Source organism: Mesorhizobium sp. B2-4-12, from assembly GCF_006441575.1.
Classification (GTDB): Bacteria; Pseudomonadota; Alphaproteobacteria; order Rhizobiales; family Rhizobiaceae; genus Mesorhizobium.
Map to the genome: position 1 here is coordinate 1 of NZ_VFVC01000002.1, position 16,538 is coordinate 16,538.

Below are 16,538 nucleotides of genomic sequence, written 5' to 3' on the forward strand. Positions count from 1 at the left end.
ATCGCCACGGTGATGTCGGTGACGCTGTCGACCGACCACCGAGCAGTCGATGGAGCGCTGGGTGCGGAACTGCTCGTTGCCTTCAAGCGGCTGATCGAGAACCCGATGGGCATGCTGGTCTAGGCAAAGGAGAAGGCGGTGCGGAAATTCTTCACCAGCCTTTTCGCCCTCATTCTCTCCGGATTCGCCGGCGGCCTTCTCGCGCGGGAAGCTGGCCGTCATCACCGACGCCAGTTTGTAAGCTGGCGTGTGAAGCGCGGCTTGGCTGGTGGAAGGGCGGATTGAACGGATGAAGACGGTGCTTTGCTACGGTGACTCGCTGACCTGGGCCTACAATGCCGAGGGCGGCCGTCACGCGTTTGAGGATCGCTGGCCAAGCGTGCTGCAGGCTGGGCTTGGCGGAGGCGTTCAGGTCATCGCCGACGGCCTGAATGGCCGCACCACGGCCTTCGATGATCATCTGGCTGGTGCCGATCGCAACGGCGCCAGGCTGCTGCCGACGGCTCTGACCACGCATGCGCCTATCGACCTGATCATCATCCTGCTCGGTGCCAACGACATGAAGCCGTGGATCCATGGCAATCCGGTCGCGGCCAAGCAAGGGATGCGGCGGCTGATCGACATCGTGCGCGGCCACGACTACCCGTTCGACTGGGAAGCGCCGCAGATACTGGTCGTCTCGCCTCCTGTTGTCAGCCGCACCGAAAATGCCGACTTCAAGGAAATGTATGCCGGCGGCGATGACGCTTCGAAGTATCTGGCATCGCAGTATGAGGCGCTGGCCGACGAGGCCGGTTGCGGTTTCTTCGATGCAGCTACCGTAGCGCAAACCACGCCGCTCGATGGCGTCCATCTCGACGCCGAAAACACCCGGAACATCGGCAAGGCGCTGACGCCAGTCGTGCGCGTGATGCTGGAATTGTGATTGAAGGAGAAAACCGTGGCTGAGAACTACGACGTCATCATTATCGGCTCCGGTCCCGGCGGCTATGTCGCGGCGGTGCGTTCCGCCCAGCTTGGCTTCAAGACGGCGATCGTCGAGCGCGAGCATCTCGGCGGCATATGTCTCAACTGGGGCTGCATTCCGACCAAGGCGCTGCTGCGCTCGGCCGAGATCATGCACTATTCGGATCATTTGAAGGATTATGGGTTGAAGCTCGACGGCAAGGTGAGCGCCGACACGGCGGCCGTGGTCGATCGGTCCCGCAAGGTTTCGCTGCGGCTCAATGGCGGCGTTGCCTTCTTGATGAAGAAGAACAAGGTCGACGTCATCTGGGGTGAGGCCAAGCTTTCCAAGCCGGGCGAGATCGTCGTGTCCAAGACGGCCAAGAAGCCGATGGAACCGCAGCCGCCGGTGCCGAAGGGCGTCAAGGGTGAGGGCACCTACAGCGCCAAGCATATCATCCTGGCGACCGGCGCCAGGCCGCGCGCGCTGCCCGGCATCGAACCGGACGGCAAGCTGATCTGGACCTATTTCGAGGCCATGGTGCCGAAGGAGATGCCGAAGTCGCTGCTGGTGATGGGTTCGGGCGCCATCGGCATCGAGTTCGCCTCCTTCTATCGCACCATGGGTGCGGAGGTGACGGTGGTCGAACTGCTGCCGGCGGTAGTGCCGGTGGAGGACGCCGAAGTCTCGAAATTCGCGCAAAAGCAGTTCGAGAAACAAGGCATGAAGATCATCCTCGAAGCCAAGGTGACCAAGGTCGAGAAGGGTGCCAACTCGGTCACCGCGCATGTCGAGATGAAGGATGGCAAGGTCGAGAAGATCACCGCCGACCGCATGATCTCGGCCGTCGGCGTGCAAGGCAACATCGAGAATCTCGGTCTTGAAGCGCTTGGCGTGAAGACGGATCGCGGTTGCGTCGTTGTCGACGGTTACGGCAAGACGAACGTACCCGGCATCTACGCCATCGGCGATGTCGCCGGCCCGCCGATGCTGGCCCACAAGGCCGAGCATGAAGGCGTGGTGTGCGTCGAGAAGATCGCCAACTTTCCCGGCGTGCATGCCATCGACAAGCTCAAGATTCCCGGCTGCACCTACTGCAATCCGCAAGTCGCCTCCGTTGGTCTCACGGAAGCCAGGGCCAAGGCCGAAGGCAAGGATATCCGCGTCGGTCGTTTCCAGTTCGCCGCCAACGGCAAGGCGATCGCGCTCGGCGAGGATCAGGGCTTCATCAAGACCATCTTCGACAAGAAGACGGGTCAGTTGCTCGGCGCGCACATGGTCGGCGCCGAAGTGACCGAACTGATCCAGGGTTTTGTCGTGGCGATGAACCTCGAAACGACCGAGGAAGAACTTATGCACACCATCTTCCCGCATCCGACGCTGTCAGAGATGATGAAGGAAAGCGTGCTCGACGCCTATGGCCGCGCGCTGAACGCATGATAAATTGCTTGCACGAGACTCAGATGCGCAGGCCGCAGGAGCTCGCTGGCAAAGTAGTTCGTTTCCGGATGCATTTTCACCCATCACACAAGGAGAGGGCATATGCACTTGAATGGCGTCGGCTGGATAGCAGCGATCATCATCGGAGGCTTGGCGGGCTGGCTCGCCGAAATGGTCATGAAGAGCAACACCGGTATCTTCATGAACATGGTTCTCGGCATCGTGGGCGCAATCGTGCTGAACGCGATCCTGCAGGCCCTGAACATCGGCGTCTTCGGGGTCGGCTGGACCGCCTATCTGATCACCGGCTTCATCGGCGCCTGCCTGCTGATCTGGGTAGGGCGCCTGGTGCGCCGCTAGTCGATACCATTCCGCTATGCGAAAACGGTTGTGGCGGCATGTGCCGCCGCAGCCTTTTTCTTTGTGTTGAAAAGTCCTAGATGACGTGGAAGTGACGATCGCCGGCGGCGGTCGCGAAGAAAACCAGGGTTAAGATGGTCACCGTCCTCGATACGATCGCCAACGCGCCGCGGCTGCGGCATCCCGAGAAGGCGCACAAGCCTGACCAGGAGGTGTTGCGCAAGCCCGACTGGATCCGCGTCAAGGCGCCGGTCTCCAAAGGCTATGCCGAGACGCGGGAGATCGTGAAATCCCACAAGCTGGTGACCGTCTGCGAAGAGGCCGGTTGCCCGAATATTGGCGAGTGCTGGGAAAAGAAGCACGCCACCTTCATGATCATGGGCGAGATCTGCACGCGCGCCTGCGCCTTCTGCAACGTCGCCACCGGCATTCCGACAGCCCTCGATCCCGATGAGCCGGCCCGTGTCGCGCATGCAGTCAAGCAGATGGGTCTTAGCCACGTCGTCATCACCTCGGTCGACCGCGACGACCTCGCCGATGGCGGCGCGCAGCACTTCGCCGATGTTATTCGGGCCATCCGCGCCGCAACGCCGTCGACCACGATTGAAATCCTGACGCCCGATTTCCTGCGCAAGGACGGCGCGCTGGAGATCGTCGTGGCGGCCAGGCCCGACGTTTTCAATCACAATCTGGAAACCGTGCCGTCGAACTATCTGAAGGTCAGGCCGGGCGCCCGCTATTTCCACTCGATCAGGCTGTTGCAGCGGGTCAAGGAACTCGATCCGTCGATCTTCACCAAGTCCGGCATCATGGTCGGCCTGGGCGAGGAGCGGAACGAAATCCTGCAGCTAATGGACGATCTGCGTTCGGCCAATGTCGACTTCATGACGATCGGTCAGTATCTGCAGCCGTCGAAGAAGCACCATCCGGTGATCCGCTTCGTCACGCCGGAGGAGTTCAAGTCCTTTGAGACGATCGGCCGGACCAAGGGGTTTCTGCTGATGGCGTCGAGCCCGCTGACGCGTTCATCGCACCACGCCGGCGACGATTTCGCCAGGCTGCGCGCGGCGCGCGAAGCCCAGCTTGAGAAATCGCTCTAAACGCATGTCGCCCAAAAGTGACCTCGATTTTGGAAGAACGACATGCATGAAAACAACGAATCTAAAGCGCGTCGCATGAAGCCGTTTCGACGCGAAGTGCTCTAGAGCCGGTTTCATGCCGAAATTCGAAGCCACCCGCCGCGTCGCCCATACGCCGCAGCAGATGTTCGCGCTGGTCGCCGACATCGAGGCCTATCCGCAATTCCTGCCGCTGTGCGAAGCGCTGACGGTGCGCTCGCGCAAGGAGCGCGACGGGCGCACCATCCTCGTCGCCGACATGAGCATCGGCTACAAGGCGATCCGCGAGACCTTCACCACGCAGGTGCTGCTGAAACCCGACGAAAACGCCATCGACGTGAAGTACATTGACGGCCCGTTCAAATATCTGAGCAATGTCTGGCGTTTCGAGCCCGATGGCGACGGCTGCGCCGTCCGTTTCTTCATCGATTACGAGTTCAAGAGCCGCATTCTGGGCGCGCTGATGGGCACCATGTTCGACCGTGCCTTCCGCATGTTCGCCGAGGCGTTCGAAAAGCGCGCCAACGTCATCTATGGTGTCGCGCCCTCAGCCTGATGCAGGTCGCCCAAAACTACGCAGCGGTTTTTGGAACAACGACATGCACATCACCAATCGCGCCGTGGCGCTTTAATGCCGGCCAAGAGCTTTCAGCCCAAGTTCCAGTGCGTGCCTGACCGTTTCGCGGCGAATGAAATCGCGGCCCTTGTCAGCAAAGAGCATCCGTTCTGCAGTGACCATCTTGCCGTCCAAGCCGACGCCGAACCACACCAGGCCGACGGGCTTTTCCACTGAACCGCCGCCAGGCCCGGCGATGCCGGTGACTGCCAGGGTTAGCCCGGCCCACGATCGTGCAAGCGCACCGGCTGCCATCTCGACCGCTGTCTCGCACGATACCGCACCATGCGCGTCGAGTGTGGCGGCGCCAACACCAAGCATGTCCATCTTGGCTTCATTGGAATAGGTGATGAAGCCCCGGTCGACCACCGCGGAGGAGCCGGCGATGTCGGTCAGCGCGGCGATGATCATGCCGCCGGTGCAGCTTTCCGCCGTCGCCACCATGATGCCGCGCTCCCGGCAGGCCTCCAACAGAGCGATTGCCAGCTCGCTATTGCTCATTCCGGCACCTCGCCGGGAAACACCACGCTGGCCGTGGCGATCGCCGCAATGCCCTCTTCGCGGCCGATGAAGCCGAGCTTCTCGTTGGTCGTCGCCTTGATCGAGATGCGGTCGGCGGCAATGCCCAGCATCCGTGAAAGGGCTGATGTCATCGCCTCGCGGTGCGGGCCGACGCGCGGCGCCTCGCAAATCAGCGTGATGTCGGCATTGGCGATGCGCCCGCCGCGCTTACGCACCAGTCTCGCCGCGTGTTCGACGAATATCCGGGACGCGGCACCTTTCCATTGCGGGTCGGACGGCGGGAAATGCGTGCCGATGTCGCCGGCGCCGCATGTCGCCAGCAGCGCATCGGTCAGGGCGTGCAGCCCGACATCGGCGTCAGAATGGCCCGACAGCTTCTTCTCATGCGGAATGGCGACGCCGCACAGGGTGACGTGGTCTCCGGCTTCGAAGGCATGGACGTCGTAGCCGTTACCGGTGCGGATGTCGGGAAAGTGTATCGGCATGTTGGAAAGCCTCTGATGCGCCATGGCGATGTCCCGTGCCCATGTGAGTTTGACATTGTCTGGCGAGCCGGGAACGAGCTTGACTGGAATATGCGCCCATTCGGCGATGGCCGCGTCGTCGGTAAAGTCCAGTCTGCCCAGCAGATGCGCCTTGTTGTGCGCGGCAAGAATTGGCGCGTAGGGGAAACCTTGCGGCGTTTGCGCAGCGTGCAGCCCGCTGCGGGAAACAGTCTCCGCGACCACGCCGGAGGTTGATTCTCGCTTCAGCGTCTCGGCGACGGGCAGGGCGGGCAGCGCCCCTTCGTGTTCGGTGATGGCGGCGATGGTGCGGTCGATCAATTCCGCGTCGACGAACGGCCGGACGGCGTCGTGAATCAGAACCTGGCTTGGCGCGTGCTCCATCAGCGCAAGCAACCCGAGCCGGACGGACTCCTGCCGTGTCGGGCCGCCCATGACGGCTGTCACCCGCCCGGCGGCGGCGCCGGCCGCTTGCCGGAACAACTCATGATCGTCGGCATGGATGGCGACGACGATCCGGCCCGTTCGGGGATGAGCCAGGAACATGTCCAGCGTGTGCGCAATGACGGCGCGCCCGCCGATGCTTTGGTATTGCTTGGGTCCATTGGCCTGCCCGGCACGCGCCCCGCGGCCGGCGGCGACGATTACCACCCCGACTTCGCCATCCGCCTCCGAAACGTGATTTTCACTTGCGTCCGTCATGCCGATTGGTCCTAGTCGCGGCCAAGGCCGAAGGCCAGCATTTTCCCAATTGCGCCTTAATGTGGCGTCATTCCGCGTTGCACATTGCGGCGGTTCTGGCTAGAGAATGTGCAACGAATGGACATGCTTGGTTTTTGTGCATGATTAATGTGACCAAACTGGCCGCACCTCTCGATGTCGGTGGCGTGAGTATCCGCAATCGCGTTTTCCTCGCGCCGATGTCGGGAATTACGGATGAGCCCTTCAGGCGCCGTGCCCATGCGCATGGCGCGGGTCTTGTCGTGTCCGAAATGGTGGCCAGCGGGGAGCTCGCCAAGGGCCGGGCGGGTTTCGACCTGCGCATACGACATTCAGGCTTGCCGGTCCACATGGTGCAGCTTGCCGGCCGCGAGGCGATCCATATGGCCGAAGGCGCGCGTATAGCTGCCGGCGAGGGCGCCGACATCATCGACATCAACATGGGCTGCCCAGCCAAGAAGGTTACCGGCGGCTATGCCGGCTCGGCGCTGATGCTCGATCTTGATCATGCGCTATCGCTGATCGAAGCCGTGGTCGGAGCGGTCAAGGTGCCGGTGACGGTCAAGATGCGGTTGGGCTGGGACGAAGATGCCCTCAACGCGCCCACACTTGCGCGACGCGCCGAACAGGCCGGTGTCACGATGGTAACGGTGCACGGCCGCACGCGCTGCCAGTTCTATCAGGGCAAGGCCGACTGGCGTGCGATCGCTCGCGTCAAAGAGGCCGTATCCATTCCGGTGGTCGCCAATGGCGATGTCTGCTCCCCGGCCGAGGCGGCCGCCATTCTCGATCAGTCCGGCGCCGATGCGGTGATGGTCGGCCGCGCGCATTATGGCGCGCCCTGGATCGCCGGTGGCATTGCTGCTGCGGCAGCCGGTGAAACGGCGGCCAACGTGCCGCAGAATCCCGCCGTATTGGCCGATTACGTCGTCGCGCACTACGAGGACATGCTGGCGCTTTATGGTGTCGAGAGCGGCTTGCGCCAAGCGCGCAAGCATCTGGGCTGGTATCTCGATCGCCATGCTGGTGGCGTCGCCGACGACAGCCGGAAGGCGATCCTGACCGCGTTCGAACCGGCCCGCGTCATCGCCCTGCTGCGCGATGTGTTTTCGCGCCATCCGCAACCCTTGAAGCTGCGGAGCGCCGCATGAACGCCACCGCTGGCCAGGGCGCTGATAGGGCGAATGCCGCCCAGATCGTCCTCAACACCATCCGTCGCCCGGTGATCATGATCAGCGAGGAAGGATTCATCACCTTCGCCAACGCCGATGCCGAGGATTTCTTTCGCGCGAGCGCGACCATGCTGGCGCGCAACACCCTGTCCAAGCTCATTCCCTTCGGCAGCCCGTTGTTGACGCTGGTCGACCAGGTGCGTGAGCGACGGGCTCCAGTCAACGAGTACCGGGTCGACGTGTCGTCGCCACGCCTCGGCATCGAGAAGGTGGTCGATCTCTATGCCGCGCCGGTGACGGAATTCCCGGGCTCCGTCGTGGTGATGTTCCAGGAACGGTCGATGGCCGACAAGATCGACCGGCAGATGACGCATCGCGGTGCCGCGCGCTCGGTGACCGGCCTGGCGGCGATGCTGGCGCATGAGATCAAGAACCCGCTCTCCGGCATCCGCGGCGCCGCCCAATTGCTCGAACTGTCCGCCTCCGACGAGGACCGCGCGCTGACCCGGCTGATCACCGACGAGACCGACCGCATCGTGTCGCTGGTCGATCGCATGGAGGTATTTTCCGACGAGCGGCCGATCGACCGCTACCCTGTCAACATCCATGTCGTGCTCGACCATGTGAAGGCGATCGCCAAGAATGGTTTTGCAAAGAGAATCAAGATTCTGGAGGACTATGATCCGTCGTTGCCTCCGGTATTCGCCAACCGTGACCAACTCATCCAGGTGTTCCTCAACCTGATCAAGAATGCCGCCGAGGCGATCGGCAGCGACCCACAGGGCGAGATCGTACTGTCGACCGCCTTCAGGCCAGGTATTCGCGTTTCCGTTCCAGGCACACAGGACCGCGTGTCGCTGCCGCTGGAGTTCTGCGTGCGCGACAACGGCTCCGGCGTCTCGGAGGATATCCTGCCTATCCTGTTCGATCCCTTCATCACCACCAAGCCGAACGGCTCGGGGCTGGGGCTGGCGCTCGTCGCCAAGATCGTCGGCGAGCATGGCGGCATCATCGAATGCGATTCGACCCCGCGCCCGCGCGCGACGACCTTCCGCGTCCTGATGCCGGCCTGGAAGGAAACCGCGCATGGCGGCGATCAAGACGCTGAAGGAGACCGCAAATGAGCGCACGCGGCAATATTCTCGTCGCCGACGACGACGCGGCGATCCGCACGGTGCTCAATCAGGCGCTCTCCCGCGTCGGTCACGAGGTGCGCGTCACCTCCAATGCCTCGACATTGTGGCGTTGGGTGGCGGCTGGCGAGGGCGACCTCGTCATCACCGACGTGGTAATGCCGGACGAGAACGCCTTCGACATGCTGCCGCGCATCAAGAAGGCGCGGCCGGAGCTGCCCGTTATCGTCATGAGCGCGCAAAACACTTTCATGACGGCGATTCGCGCCTCCGAAACCGGCGCGTACGAATATCTGCCAAAACCCTTCGATCTGACCGAGCTCCTCAACATCGTCAACCGGGCGCTGTCGGAGCCGCGACGGCCGAAGATCGATGCGCGGCCGGAAGAGCAGCCCGAAACGATGCCGCTGGTCGGCCGCTCGGCGGCCATGCAGGACATCTACCGCATGCTGGCGCGCATGATGCAGACCGACCTGACGGTGATGATCTCGGGCGAATCCGGCACCGGTAAGGAACTGGTGGCGCGCGCGCTGCATGAGTATGGCCGTCGCCGTGGCGGCCCTTTCGTTGCCATTAACATGGCGGCAATTCCGCGCGATCTCATCGAATCGGAGCTGTTCGGGCACGAGAAGGGCGCTTTCACCGGTGCTCAGAACCGGTCCACCGGCCGCTTCGAGCAGGCCGAGGGCGGCACGCTGTTCCTCGACGAGATCGGCGACATGCCGATGGAGGCGCAGACGCGCCTGCTGCGCGTGCTGCAACAGGGCGAGTACACGACGGTTGGCGGCCGCACGCCGATCAAGACCGACGTGCGCATCGTCGCAGCCACCAACAAGGATCTGCGCACGCTCATCAATCAGGGGTTGTTCCGCGAGGATCTGTTCTATCGCCTTAACGTCGTGCCGCTCAGGCTGCCGGCGTTGCGCGAGCGTTCCGAGGACGTGCCAGATCTCGTGCGTCACTTCTTCAAGCTCGGCGAGATGGAGGGGCTGCAGACCAAGCGCATCTCGTCCGGCGGTATCGAACTGATGAAGCGGTATCCGTGGCCGGGCAACGTGCGTGAACTGGAAAACCTCGTTCGCCGGCTGGCCGCGCTCTATTCGCAGGATGAGATCTCCGCCGAAATCATCGAGGCGGAGCTGAAGACCGGCGAGCGTCCCGTGGTGCCCGGCGGCGGCAACCTCATTCCCGACGACCTATCGATCGGCCAGGCGGTGGAGCACTTCCTGCAGCGCTATTTCGCCTCGTTCGCCGGCGAACTGCCACCCGCTGGCCTCTATCAGCGCATCCTGTCCGAGGTCGAATATCCGCTGGTGCTGGCCTCGATGACGGCAACCCGCGGCAACCAGATCAAGGCCGCGGAACTGCTGGGGCTGAACCGCAATACGCTGCGCAAGAAGATTCGCGAACTGGGCGTCAACGTCTACAAATCATCGCGGCCGGGCTGAGCGCTGATCCGACATCGCCTCTTTTCGGGGGACTAAACGGCGAAAGATTTCCGTCGTTGTCACACTTGTTGCATAATCGCCACAATGCGTTGCATAGATCGGACGCAATCACTGGCTCCAGACGGCGACATGGCTCCGCAGGTACCGACCCTCAACAAACAGCTTTTCAGTGAACCCGGCGCGCGCGACGGGCGCCGCCTGCTGGCGCTGCCCGGCGTGGTTGCGGTCGGCGGAGCGTTGGTCATGGCGGCCATTTCATTCGCCATCCTGGTCGGTGCAACGCCGATTGCGCCGGACGCCAAGACGACATGGGCGCTGATCGGGCTCAATGCCGCTTTCGTCCTCGTTCTCATCGCGCTGGTCGGACGCGAGGTGCATCGCATCGTCATGGCGCGTCGTCATGGCAAGGCGGCCTCGCGGCTGCATGTGCGCATCGTCGCCATGTTCGCGCTGGTTGCAGCCATTCCCGCCATCATGGTGGCGATCATCGCCTCGATCACGCTCGATATCGGCCTCGACCGCTGGTTCGAGATTCGCACCAAGACGATCGTCAATTCTTCGCTATCGATCGCCGACGCCTATGTGCAGGAAAATGCCCGCAACCTGCAGGGCACGACATTGTCGATGGCTTATGACCTTGATGCGTCCCGCACGCTGTATGGGCTTGATCGGACTGGTTTTCTTGATCTGATGAACAAGGAATCCGTGGGGCGTGGACTGGCCCATGCCGCGCTGATCAAGCCCGACGGTTCTTTCGTCATGAGCGCCAAGACCGATGCCGATTTCGCCATGCCGGAACCGCCCGAAGGTGCGGTCAGCAGCGCCAGCGACGGCAAGCCGGTTCTAATCGAACCGCGCACCCGCAACATCATGGGCGCCATCGTCAAGCTGCGCGAGATCGAGGGGCTCTATCTCTACACCATCCGCCTTGTTGATCCCGAGGTGATCAAGGCGCGGCAGATCGTCAGGTCCAACACGGACGAGTATCGCAATCTCGAAGACAACAGGCGCACCTCGCAGGTTGCCTTCGCGCTGCCTTACCTGTCGCTGACGCTGATCATCATCCTGTCGGCAATCTGGACCGGCATTGCCGTCGCCGACCGTCTTGTGCGCCCCATCCGCCAGCTCATCGGTGCCGCCGACGAGGTCGCGACCGGCAATCTCGACGTCGCGGTACCCGTCAGGTCTTCGGACGGCGATGTCGCCTCGCTCGGCGACACGTTCAACAAGATGCTGCTGGAGTTGAAATCGCAGCGCAACGAAATCCTCTCGGCAAAGGACCTGATCGACGAGCGGCGGCGCTTTTCGGAGGCCGTGCTCGCGGGCGTCACCGCGGGCGTCATCGGCGTCGATCCCTACGGCATCATCACCATCGTCAACCGTTCGGCCGAATCGATGCTGGCCATCTCCGCCAGCGCCGCGCTCGGCCAGAACCTTTCCGCCATTCTGCCGCATGTCGGCCGCGTCTTCGAGATCGGCCGCAAATCCGGCAAGCCGGTCTACCGCGAGCAGGTGACCTTCTATCGCGCCGGCGCCGAGCGGACCTTCAATGTCCAGATCACCATCGAGGCTGGCGACGACGGCTCCGAGGAAAAATCCTATGTCGTGACGGTCGACGACATTACCGACCTGGTCCAGGCCCAGCGCTCTTCCGCCTGGGCAGACGTGGCGCGGCGCATTGCCCACGAGATCAAGAATCCGCTGACGCCGATCCAGCTATCGGCCGAACGCATCAAGCGCCGCTATGGCAAGGTCATCACCGAGGATCGCGAGGTTTTCGACCAGTGTACCGACACGATCATCCGGCAGGTCGAGGACATCGGCCGCATGGTCGATGAATTCTCGGCTTTCGCACGCATGCCCAAACCCGAGATGAAGGCCATAGACCTGCGCGAAGCGCTGCGCGAGGCTTCGTTCCTGGTCGAAGTCAGCCGCGCGGACATTATCTTCGAACGGATATTCGGCAACGAGCCGCTGAAGGGCACTTTCGACAGCCGGCTGATGGCGCAGGCCTTCGGCAATGTGATCAAGAACGCCGCCGAGGCAATCGACGGGCTGGAACAAAAGGACGGTTCGCACGGCATAATCCGGATTCAAGCCGGCCGTCAGAATGGCGCAATTCGAATCGACGTCATCGACAATGGCAAGGGCCTACCGCGCGAGAATCGCCAACGGCTGCTCGAGCCTTATATGACCACACGCGAGAAGGGGACCGGGCTTGGTCTCGCTATCGTCAAGAAGATCGTGGAAGACCATGGCGGCAGGCTGGAACTCCATGATGCGCCCGCGGATTTCCATGGCGGGCGCGGCGCGATGATCAGCATCATCCTGCCGCCTGCGGCCGGCGCACCACCGCGCGGCGAAAGCAGGGCGGAACACGAAAGAGAAACTGAAAAGGTCGGTAATGGCGTCTGATATTCTCATCGTCGACGACGAGGAAGACATCCGCGAGCTCGTCGCAGGCATCCTGAGCGACGAAGGTCACGAAACCCGTACGGCATTCGATGCCGACAGCGCGCTGGCGGCCATCGCCGATCGGGCGCCGAGGCTGATTTTCCTCGACATCTGGCTGCAGGGCTCGCGTCTGGACGGACTGGCCTTGCTCGACGAGATCAAGACCATGCACCCGAACCTGCCGGTGGTGATGATCTCCGGCCACGGCAACATCGAAACAGCAGTCTCCGCCATCCGGCGCGGCGCCTATGACTTCATCGAAAAGCCGTTCAAGGCCGACAGGCTGATCCTTATCGCCGAGCGTGCGCTCGAGACTTCGAAGTTGCGGCGCGAGGTTTCCGATCTCAAGCAGCGCAGCGGCGAGACTTTCGACCTGATCGGCATGTCGTCGGCGATGAGCCAGCTGCGCCAGACCATCGAGCGCGTCGCGCCGACCAACAGCCGTGTGATGATCGTTGGCCCTTCCGGTTCGGGCAAAGAACTGGCGGCACGCGCCATCCATACACTGTCGGCGCGCAAGGGCGCACCGTTCGTGACGCTGAGCGCCGCCAACATCACGCCCGAACGCATGGAGATCGAGCTGTTCGGTACCGAATCGAACGGCACCGAGCGCAAGGTCGGTGCACTCGAGGAGGCCCATCGCGGCATTCTCTATATCGACGAAGTGGCCGATATGCCGCGCGAGACGCAGAACAAGATCCTGCGCGTTCTGGTCGAACAGCAGTTCGAGCGGGTAGGGGGCACCAAACGGGTCAAGGTCGACGTCCGCATCATCTCCTCGACCTCGCAGAACCTGGAAGCCATGATTGCCGACGGCCGTTTCCGGGAGGATCTTTACCACCGTCTGGCCGTGGTGCCGGTCATGGTGCCGGGCCTGGCCGAACGGCGCGAGGATATTCCCTATCTCGTCGACAATTTCATGAAGCAGATCGCCCGCCAGGCCGGCATAAAACCGCGCCGCATCGGCGATGACGCGCTGGCCGTGCTGCAGGCGCATAACTGGCCGGGCAACGTCCGCCAGTTGCGCAACAATGTCGAGCGCCTGATGATCCTGGCGCGTGGCGACGATGTCGATGCGCCGATCACCGCTGACCTTCTGCCTTCCGAGATCGGCGATGTCATGCCACGCACCCCCAATCAGTCCGACCAGCACATCATGGCGCTGCCACTGCGCGAGGCACGTGAACAGTTCGAGAAGGACTATCTGATCGCCCAGATTAACCGGTTTGGCGGCAACATCTCCAAGACCGCCGAATTCATCGGCATGGAACGCTCAGCACTGCATCGCAAGCTGAAGTCGCTGGGCGTCTGACGCGCGACATCCAATCAGCCGCGCCTGGGCCAAGCATTTGCCGGTTACGGCCAAGGCGGAATCGCATAAGAAAGCCCGAGAGTTTTCCAGGGGTCGTCAATGCCACGCATTGCCTATGTCAACGGGCGCTACGTCGCTCATGCGGACGCCGCCGTCCACATCGAGGACCGCGGCTACCAGTTCGCCGATGGCGTCTATGAGGTCTGCGAGGTGGCCCGCGGCTTCATCGTCGACATGCCGCGCCATCTTGCTCGGCTCAACCGCTCGCTGACCGAACTGTCGATCGCCTGGCCGGTCACACGCAACGTGCTGCCGCTCATCCTGCGCGAGGTGGTCAACCGCAACCATGTCGTGAACGGCCTGGTCTATGTCCAGGTGACGCGCGGCGTCGCCAGCCGCGACTTCGTCTTCCCTTCGGCGGACACCAAGCCGTCCCTGGTGGTGACCGCGAGGAAGGCCGATCCCGCCGCAGGCACCAAACGCGCCGAAACTGGCATCGCCGTCATCACCGTGCCCGAGAATCGCTGGGATCGCGTTGACATCAAGAGCGTCGGCCTGCTGCCCAACGTCCTGGCCAAACAGAAGGCGAAGGAAGCCGGCGCGCAGGAAGCCTGGTTCGTCGACACCGATGGCAATGTCAAGGAAGGTGGCTCGTCCAACGCCTGGATCATCACCAGGGAGGGCGTCCTGGTCACGAGACCGGCAGAGCACGGCATTCTGCGCGGCATCACCCGCACCACCATGTTCGAGGTGGCGGCCAAGCTCGGCTTGAAGATCGAGGAGCGTGGCTTTTCCGTCGCCGAAGCCAAGGCGGCAAAGGAAGCCTTCATCAGTTCCGCGACGACAATTGCGATGCCTATCGTGGCTATCGACGGCGATCCGGTCGCCAATGGGCACCCCGGATCAATAACACTTTCGTTGCGGCAGGCCTTTTTTGACATTGCGGAAAAAAGTCCAGCCTGATAACCGCACAGGTGGAATGAACATCAATATATCTCGTTCTGCTTGTCGTTACTGACGGCAAGACGATGTTTGCGCGCTTGACATGGGCCCGACAATTTGGCGCATTGGCTTGCAAACCGAAGGGGATCGGCGAAAGACAAGAACAATGGCGGAACGATCGCAAAACCTTCAGGACCTGTTCCTGAATTCAGTTCGCAAGAGCAAGAACCCGCTCACCATCTTTCTCATCAACGGCGTGAAGCTGACCGGCGTGGTCACTTCGTTCGACAATTTCTGTGTCCTTTTGCGCCGCGACGGTCACTCTCAGCTCGTCTACAAGCACGCCATTTCCACGATCATGCCGAGCCAGCCGGTTCAGATGTTCGATGGCGAGGAAAGCCAGGGCGCCTGATTGGCACGTGAGAAAGACGCGGACGGGACGGTCCGCGGAAAACCAGCGCACGATCCCGGGACGGAAGCCAAGGGTCCAACCCGGGCCGTTGTCATCGTCCCGGTCCTGACCCGCCAGCCACGCAGTGACGACGAGACCAATCGTCCGCGGCTGACGCGTTCGGCCGACGCGCGCCACGACGAGGCGGTCGGCCTCGCCAGCGCCATCAATCTCGATCCGGTCCATACGGCTGTCGTGACCGTCAACGACCCGCGCCCGGCGACCTTGCTCGGCAGCGGCAAGGTCGAAGAGTTCGCCGAAATCGTCAAGGAGAACCGCGCGGAGCTGGTCATCGTCGACCATCCGCTGACCCCGGTGCAGCAGCGCAATCTGGAAAAGGAATTCAACGCCAAGGTGCTGGACCGCACCGGCCTGATCCTGGAAATCTTCGGCGAGCGCGCCCGCACCAAGGAAGGCACGCTGCAGGTCGAGTTGGCGCATCTGAACTACCAGAAGGGCCGGCTCGTGCGCAGTTGGACCCACCTTGAACGCCAGCGCGGCGGCGCCGGGTTTCTCGGCGGCCCCGGCGAAACGCAGATCGAGTCCGACCGGCGGCAGCTGCAGGAAAAGATCATCAAGCTGAAGCACGAGCTGGAAACAGTGCGGCGCACACGCGACCTGCACCGGGCCAAGCGCAAGAAGGTGCCGTTCCCGGTGGTGGCGATCGTCGGCTACACCAATGCCGGCAAGTCGACGCTGTTCAACAAGCTGACCGGGGCGGGGGTGTTGGCGCAGGACATGCTGTTCGCCACGCTCGATCCGACGCTTCGCCGCGTGCGTCTGCCACATGGCACGCCGATCATCCTGTCGGACACTGTCGGTTTCATCTCCGACCTGCCGACGCATCTGATCGCCGCTTTTCGCGCCACTCTGGAAGAGGTGGTCGAGGCCGATCTCGTCATCCATCTGCGCGATATTTCCGATCCCGACACGGCAGCGCAAGCCGAGGACGTCGAGCGCATCCTGGCCGGCCTTGGCGTCGATGCCAGTGACACGAAGCGTGTGATCGAAGTCTGGAACAAGATCGACCGACTCGACGAAGGCAACAGGAGCCGGCTGCTTGCCGATGCAGCCGACGGCATCAAGGGTCCGCCGATCGCCATATCGGCGGTGACCGGCGAAGGCATCGAAGCGCTGAAGACGATCATCGAGACACGGATGGCCGGCGAGATCGAGGACCTGACGGTGACGATCGAGCCAGCCCAATTCGGTCTTGTCGATTGGCTTTACCGCAATGGCGATGTCGTTTCGCGCACCGACAATGATGACGGCAGCGCCACCATCTCGCTCAAGGCCACGCGGAGCGCCCGCGAAGAGATAGAGAGCCGATTGCGCCGCAAGAACAACGGGTAGATCGGAGCAATTCCAGGAAAAGTCTAGCCGTTTCCCGTCTGGAATTGC

16 protein-coding genes are annotated in these 16,538 nt (G+C 62.6%); 14 read left to right on the forward strand and 2 right to left on the reverse strand.

Going from position 1 to position 16,538, the window contains the following annotated elements:
• From FJ934_RS01295 to FJ934_RS01320, 6 genes are all read left to right on the forward strand, one after another.
• Nucleotides 1–123, forward strand: a 123-nt coding sequence (locus FJ934_RS01295; RefSeq protein WP_140606855.1) for a 2-oxo acid dehydrogenase subunit E2, incomplete at its 5' end; no start/stop codon positions are given.
• Between the two features lie 166 nt (nucleotides 124–289).
• Nucleotides 290–925, forward strand: a complete 636-nt coding sequence (locus tag FJ934_RS01300; protein ID WP_140606856.1) for an SGNH/GDSL hydrolase family protein — start codon at nucleotides 290–292, stop codon at nucleotides 923–925.
• Between the two features lie 15 nt (nucleotides 926–940).
• A complete protein-coding gene (gene lpdA, locus FJ934_RS01305) occupies nucleotides 941–2,386 on the forward strand; it encodes a dihydrolipoyl dehydrogenase (protein WP_140606857.1) in 1,446 nt (481 codons plus the stop codon).
• Between the two features lie 102 nt (nucleotides 2,387–2,488).
• Nucleotides 2,489–2,746: a GlsB/YeaQ/YmgE family stress response membrane protein gene (locus tag FJ934_RS01310; protein WP_140606858.1), complete on the forward strand. Its 258-nt coding sequence runs from the start codon at nucleotides 2,489–2,491 to the stop codon at nucleotides 2,744–2,746.
• A gap of 134 nt (nucleotides 2,747–2,880) precedes the next feature.
• Entirely contained in the window at nucleotides 2,881–3,846 is a 966-nt protein-coding gene (lipA, locus tag FJ934_RS01315; protein ID WP_140606859.1) for a lipoyl synthase, read from the forward strand.
• 115 nt (nucleotides 3,847–3,961) lie between these two features.
• Nucleotides 3,962–4,420 (forward strand): type II toxin-antitoxin system RatA family toxin, encoded by a 459-nt coding sequence (locus FJ934_RS01320; RefSeq protein ID WP_140606860.1) that lies wholly within the window; start codon nucleotides 3,962–3,964, stop codon nucleotides 4,418–4,420.
• A 72-nt stretch (nucleotides 4,421–4,492) separates the two neighbouring features.
• Here FJ934_RS01320 and FJ934_RS01325 read toward each other — a convergent pair whose 3' ends face one another.
• Nucleotides 4,493–4,981: a CinA family protein gene (locus FJ934_RS01325; protein ID WP_140606861.1), complete on the reverse strand. Its 489-nt coding sequence runs from the start codon at nucleotides 4,979–4,981 to the stop codon at nucleotides 4,493–4,495.
• Nucleotides 4,978–6,207, reverse strand: coding sequence for a bifunctional 2-C-methyl-D-erythritol 4-phosphate cytidylyltransferase/2-C-methyl-D-erythritol 2,4-cyclodiphosphate synthase (locus FJ934_RS01330; RefSeq protein WP_140606862.1), 1,230 nt, complete (start codon nucleotides 6,205–6,207; stop codon nucleotides 4,978–4,980). Before FJ934_RS01330 ends, FJ934_RS01325 begins: the two co-directional genes overlap by 4 nt.
• 140 nt (nucleotides 6,208–6,347) lie before the next feature.
• Here FJ934_RS01330 and dusB point away from each other — a divergent pair, with 140 nt between their 5' ends.
• From dusB to hflX, 8 genes are all read left to right on the forward strand, one after another.
• Nucleotides 6,348–7,376, forward strand: a complete 1,029-nt coding sequence (gene dusB / locus FJ934_RS01335; RefSeq protein ID WP_140606863.1) for a tRNA dihydrouridine synthase DusB — start codon at nucleotides 6,348–6,350, stop codon at nucleotides 7,374–7,376.
• Nucleotides 7,373–8,521, forward strand: coding sequence for a nitrogen regulation protein NR(II) (locus FJ934_RS01340; RefSeq protein WP_140606864.1), 1,149 nt, complete (start codon nucleotides 7,373–7,375; stop codon nucleotides 8,519–8,521). The genes dusB and FJ934_RS01340 overlap by 4 nt, the downstream gene beginning before the upstream one ends.
• Complete coding sequence (ntrC, locus tag FJ934_RS01345; protein ID WP_140606865.1) at nucleotides 8,518–9,978, forward strand: nitrogen regulation protein NR(I); 1,461 nt, start codon at nucleotides 8,518–8,520, stop codon at nucleotides 9,976–9,978. Before FJ934_RS01340 ends, ntrC begins: the two co-directional genes overlap by 4 nt.
• 129 nt (nucleotides 9,979–10,107) lie before the next feature.
• On the forward strand, nucleotides 10,108–12,393 hold the full coding sequence (locus tag FJ934_RS01350) for a PAS domain-containing sensor histidine kinase (protein ID WP_181165474.1): 2,286 nt from the start codon (nucleotides 10,108–10,110) through the stop codon (nucleotides 12,391–12,393).
• The gene (locus FJ934_RS01355; RefSeq protein ID WP_140606866.1) at nucleotides 12,383–13,744 is read left to right on the forward strand and encodes a sigma-54 dependent transcriptional regulator; all 1,362 of its coding nucleotides are present in this window, start codon (nucleotides 12,383–12,385) and stop codon (nucleotides 13,742–13,744) included. The genes FJ934_RS01350 and FJ934_RS01355 overlap by 11 nt, the downstream gene beginning before the upstream one ends.
• A 99-nt stretch (nucleotides 13,745–13,843) precedes the next feature.
• Nucleotides 13,844–14,707 (forward strand): D-amino-acid transaminase, encoded by an 864-nt coding sequence (locus FJ934_RS01360; protein WP_140606867.1) that lies wholly within the window; start codon nucleotides 13,844–13,846, stop codon nucleotides 14,705–14,707.
• A gap of 145 nt (nucleotides 14,708–14,852) precedes the next feature.
• Nucleotides 14,853–15,098: an RNA chaperone Hfq gene (gene hfq, locus FJ934_RS01365; protein ID WP_006202172.1), complete on the forward strand. Its 246-nt coding sequence runs from the start codon at nucleotides 14,853–14,855 to the stop codon at nucleotides 15,096–15,098.
• Entirely contained in the window at nucleotides 15,099–16,490 is a 1,392-nt protein-coding gene (gene hflX, locus FJ934_RS01370; RefSeq protein ID WP_140606869.1) for a GTPase HflX, read from the forward strand.
• The last annotated feature ends 48 nt before the right edge of the window (nucleotides 16,491–16,538 follow it).

Coding starts and splice junctions, on each gene's coding strand:
- FJ934_RS01360 (WP_140606867.1), top strand. CDS start 13,844: ATGCCACGCATTGCCTATGTCAACGGGCGCTACGTCGCTCATGCGGAC.
- FJ934_RS01320 (WP_140606860.1), top strand. CDS start 3,962: ATGCCGAAATTCGAAGCCACCCGCCGCGTCGCCCATACGCCGCAGCAG.
- dusB (WP_140606863.1), top strand. CDS start 6,348: ATGATTAATGTGACCAAACTGGCCGCACCTCTCGATGTCGGTGGCGTG.
- FJ934_RS01350 (WP_181165474.1), top strand. CDS start 10,108: ATGGCTCCGCAGGTACCGACCCTCAACAAACAGCTTTTCAGTGAACCC.
- FJ934_RS01355 (WP_140606866.1), top strand. CDS start 12,383: ATGGCGTCTGATATTCTCATCGTCGACGACGAGGAAGACATCCGCGAG.
- FJ934_RS01330 (WP_140606862.1), bottom strand. CDS start 6,207: ATGACGGACGCAAGTGAAAATCACGTTTCGGAGGCGGATGGCGAAGTC.
- FJ934_RS01325 (WP_140606861.1), bottom strand. CDS start 4,981: ATGAGCAATAGCGAGCTGGCAATCGCTCTGTTGGAGGCCTGCCGGGAG.
- hfq (WP_006202172.1), top strand. CDS start 14,853: ATGGCGGAACGATCGCAAAACCTTCAGGACCTGTTCCTGAATTCAGTT.
- FJ934_RS01340 (WP_140606864.1), top strand. CDS start 7,373: ATGAACGCCACCGCTGGCCAGGGCGCTGATAGGGCGAATGCCGCCCAG.
- FJ934_RS01300 (WP_140606856.1), top strand. CDS start 290: ATGAAGACGGTGCTTTGCTACGGTGACTCGCTGACCTGGGCCTACAAT.
- FJ934_RS01310 (WP_140606858.1), top strand. CDS start 2,489: ATGCACTTGAATGGCGTCGGCTGGATAGCAGCGATCATCATCGGAGGC.
- ntrC (WP_140606865.1), top strand. CDS start 8,518: ATGAGCGCACGCGGCAATATTCTCGTCGCCGACGACGACGCGGCGATC.
- lipA (WP_140606859.1), top strand. CDS start 2,881: ATGGTCACCGTCCTCGATACGATCGCCAACGCGCCGCGGCTGCGGCAT.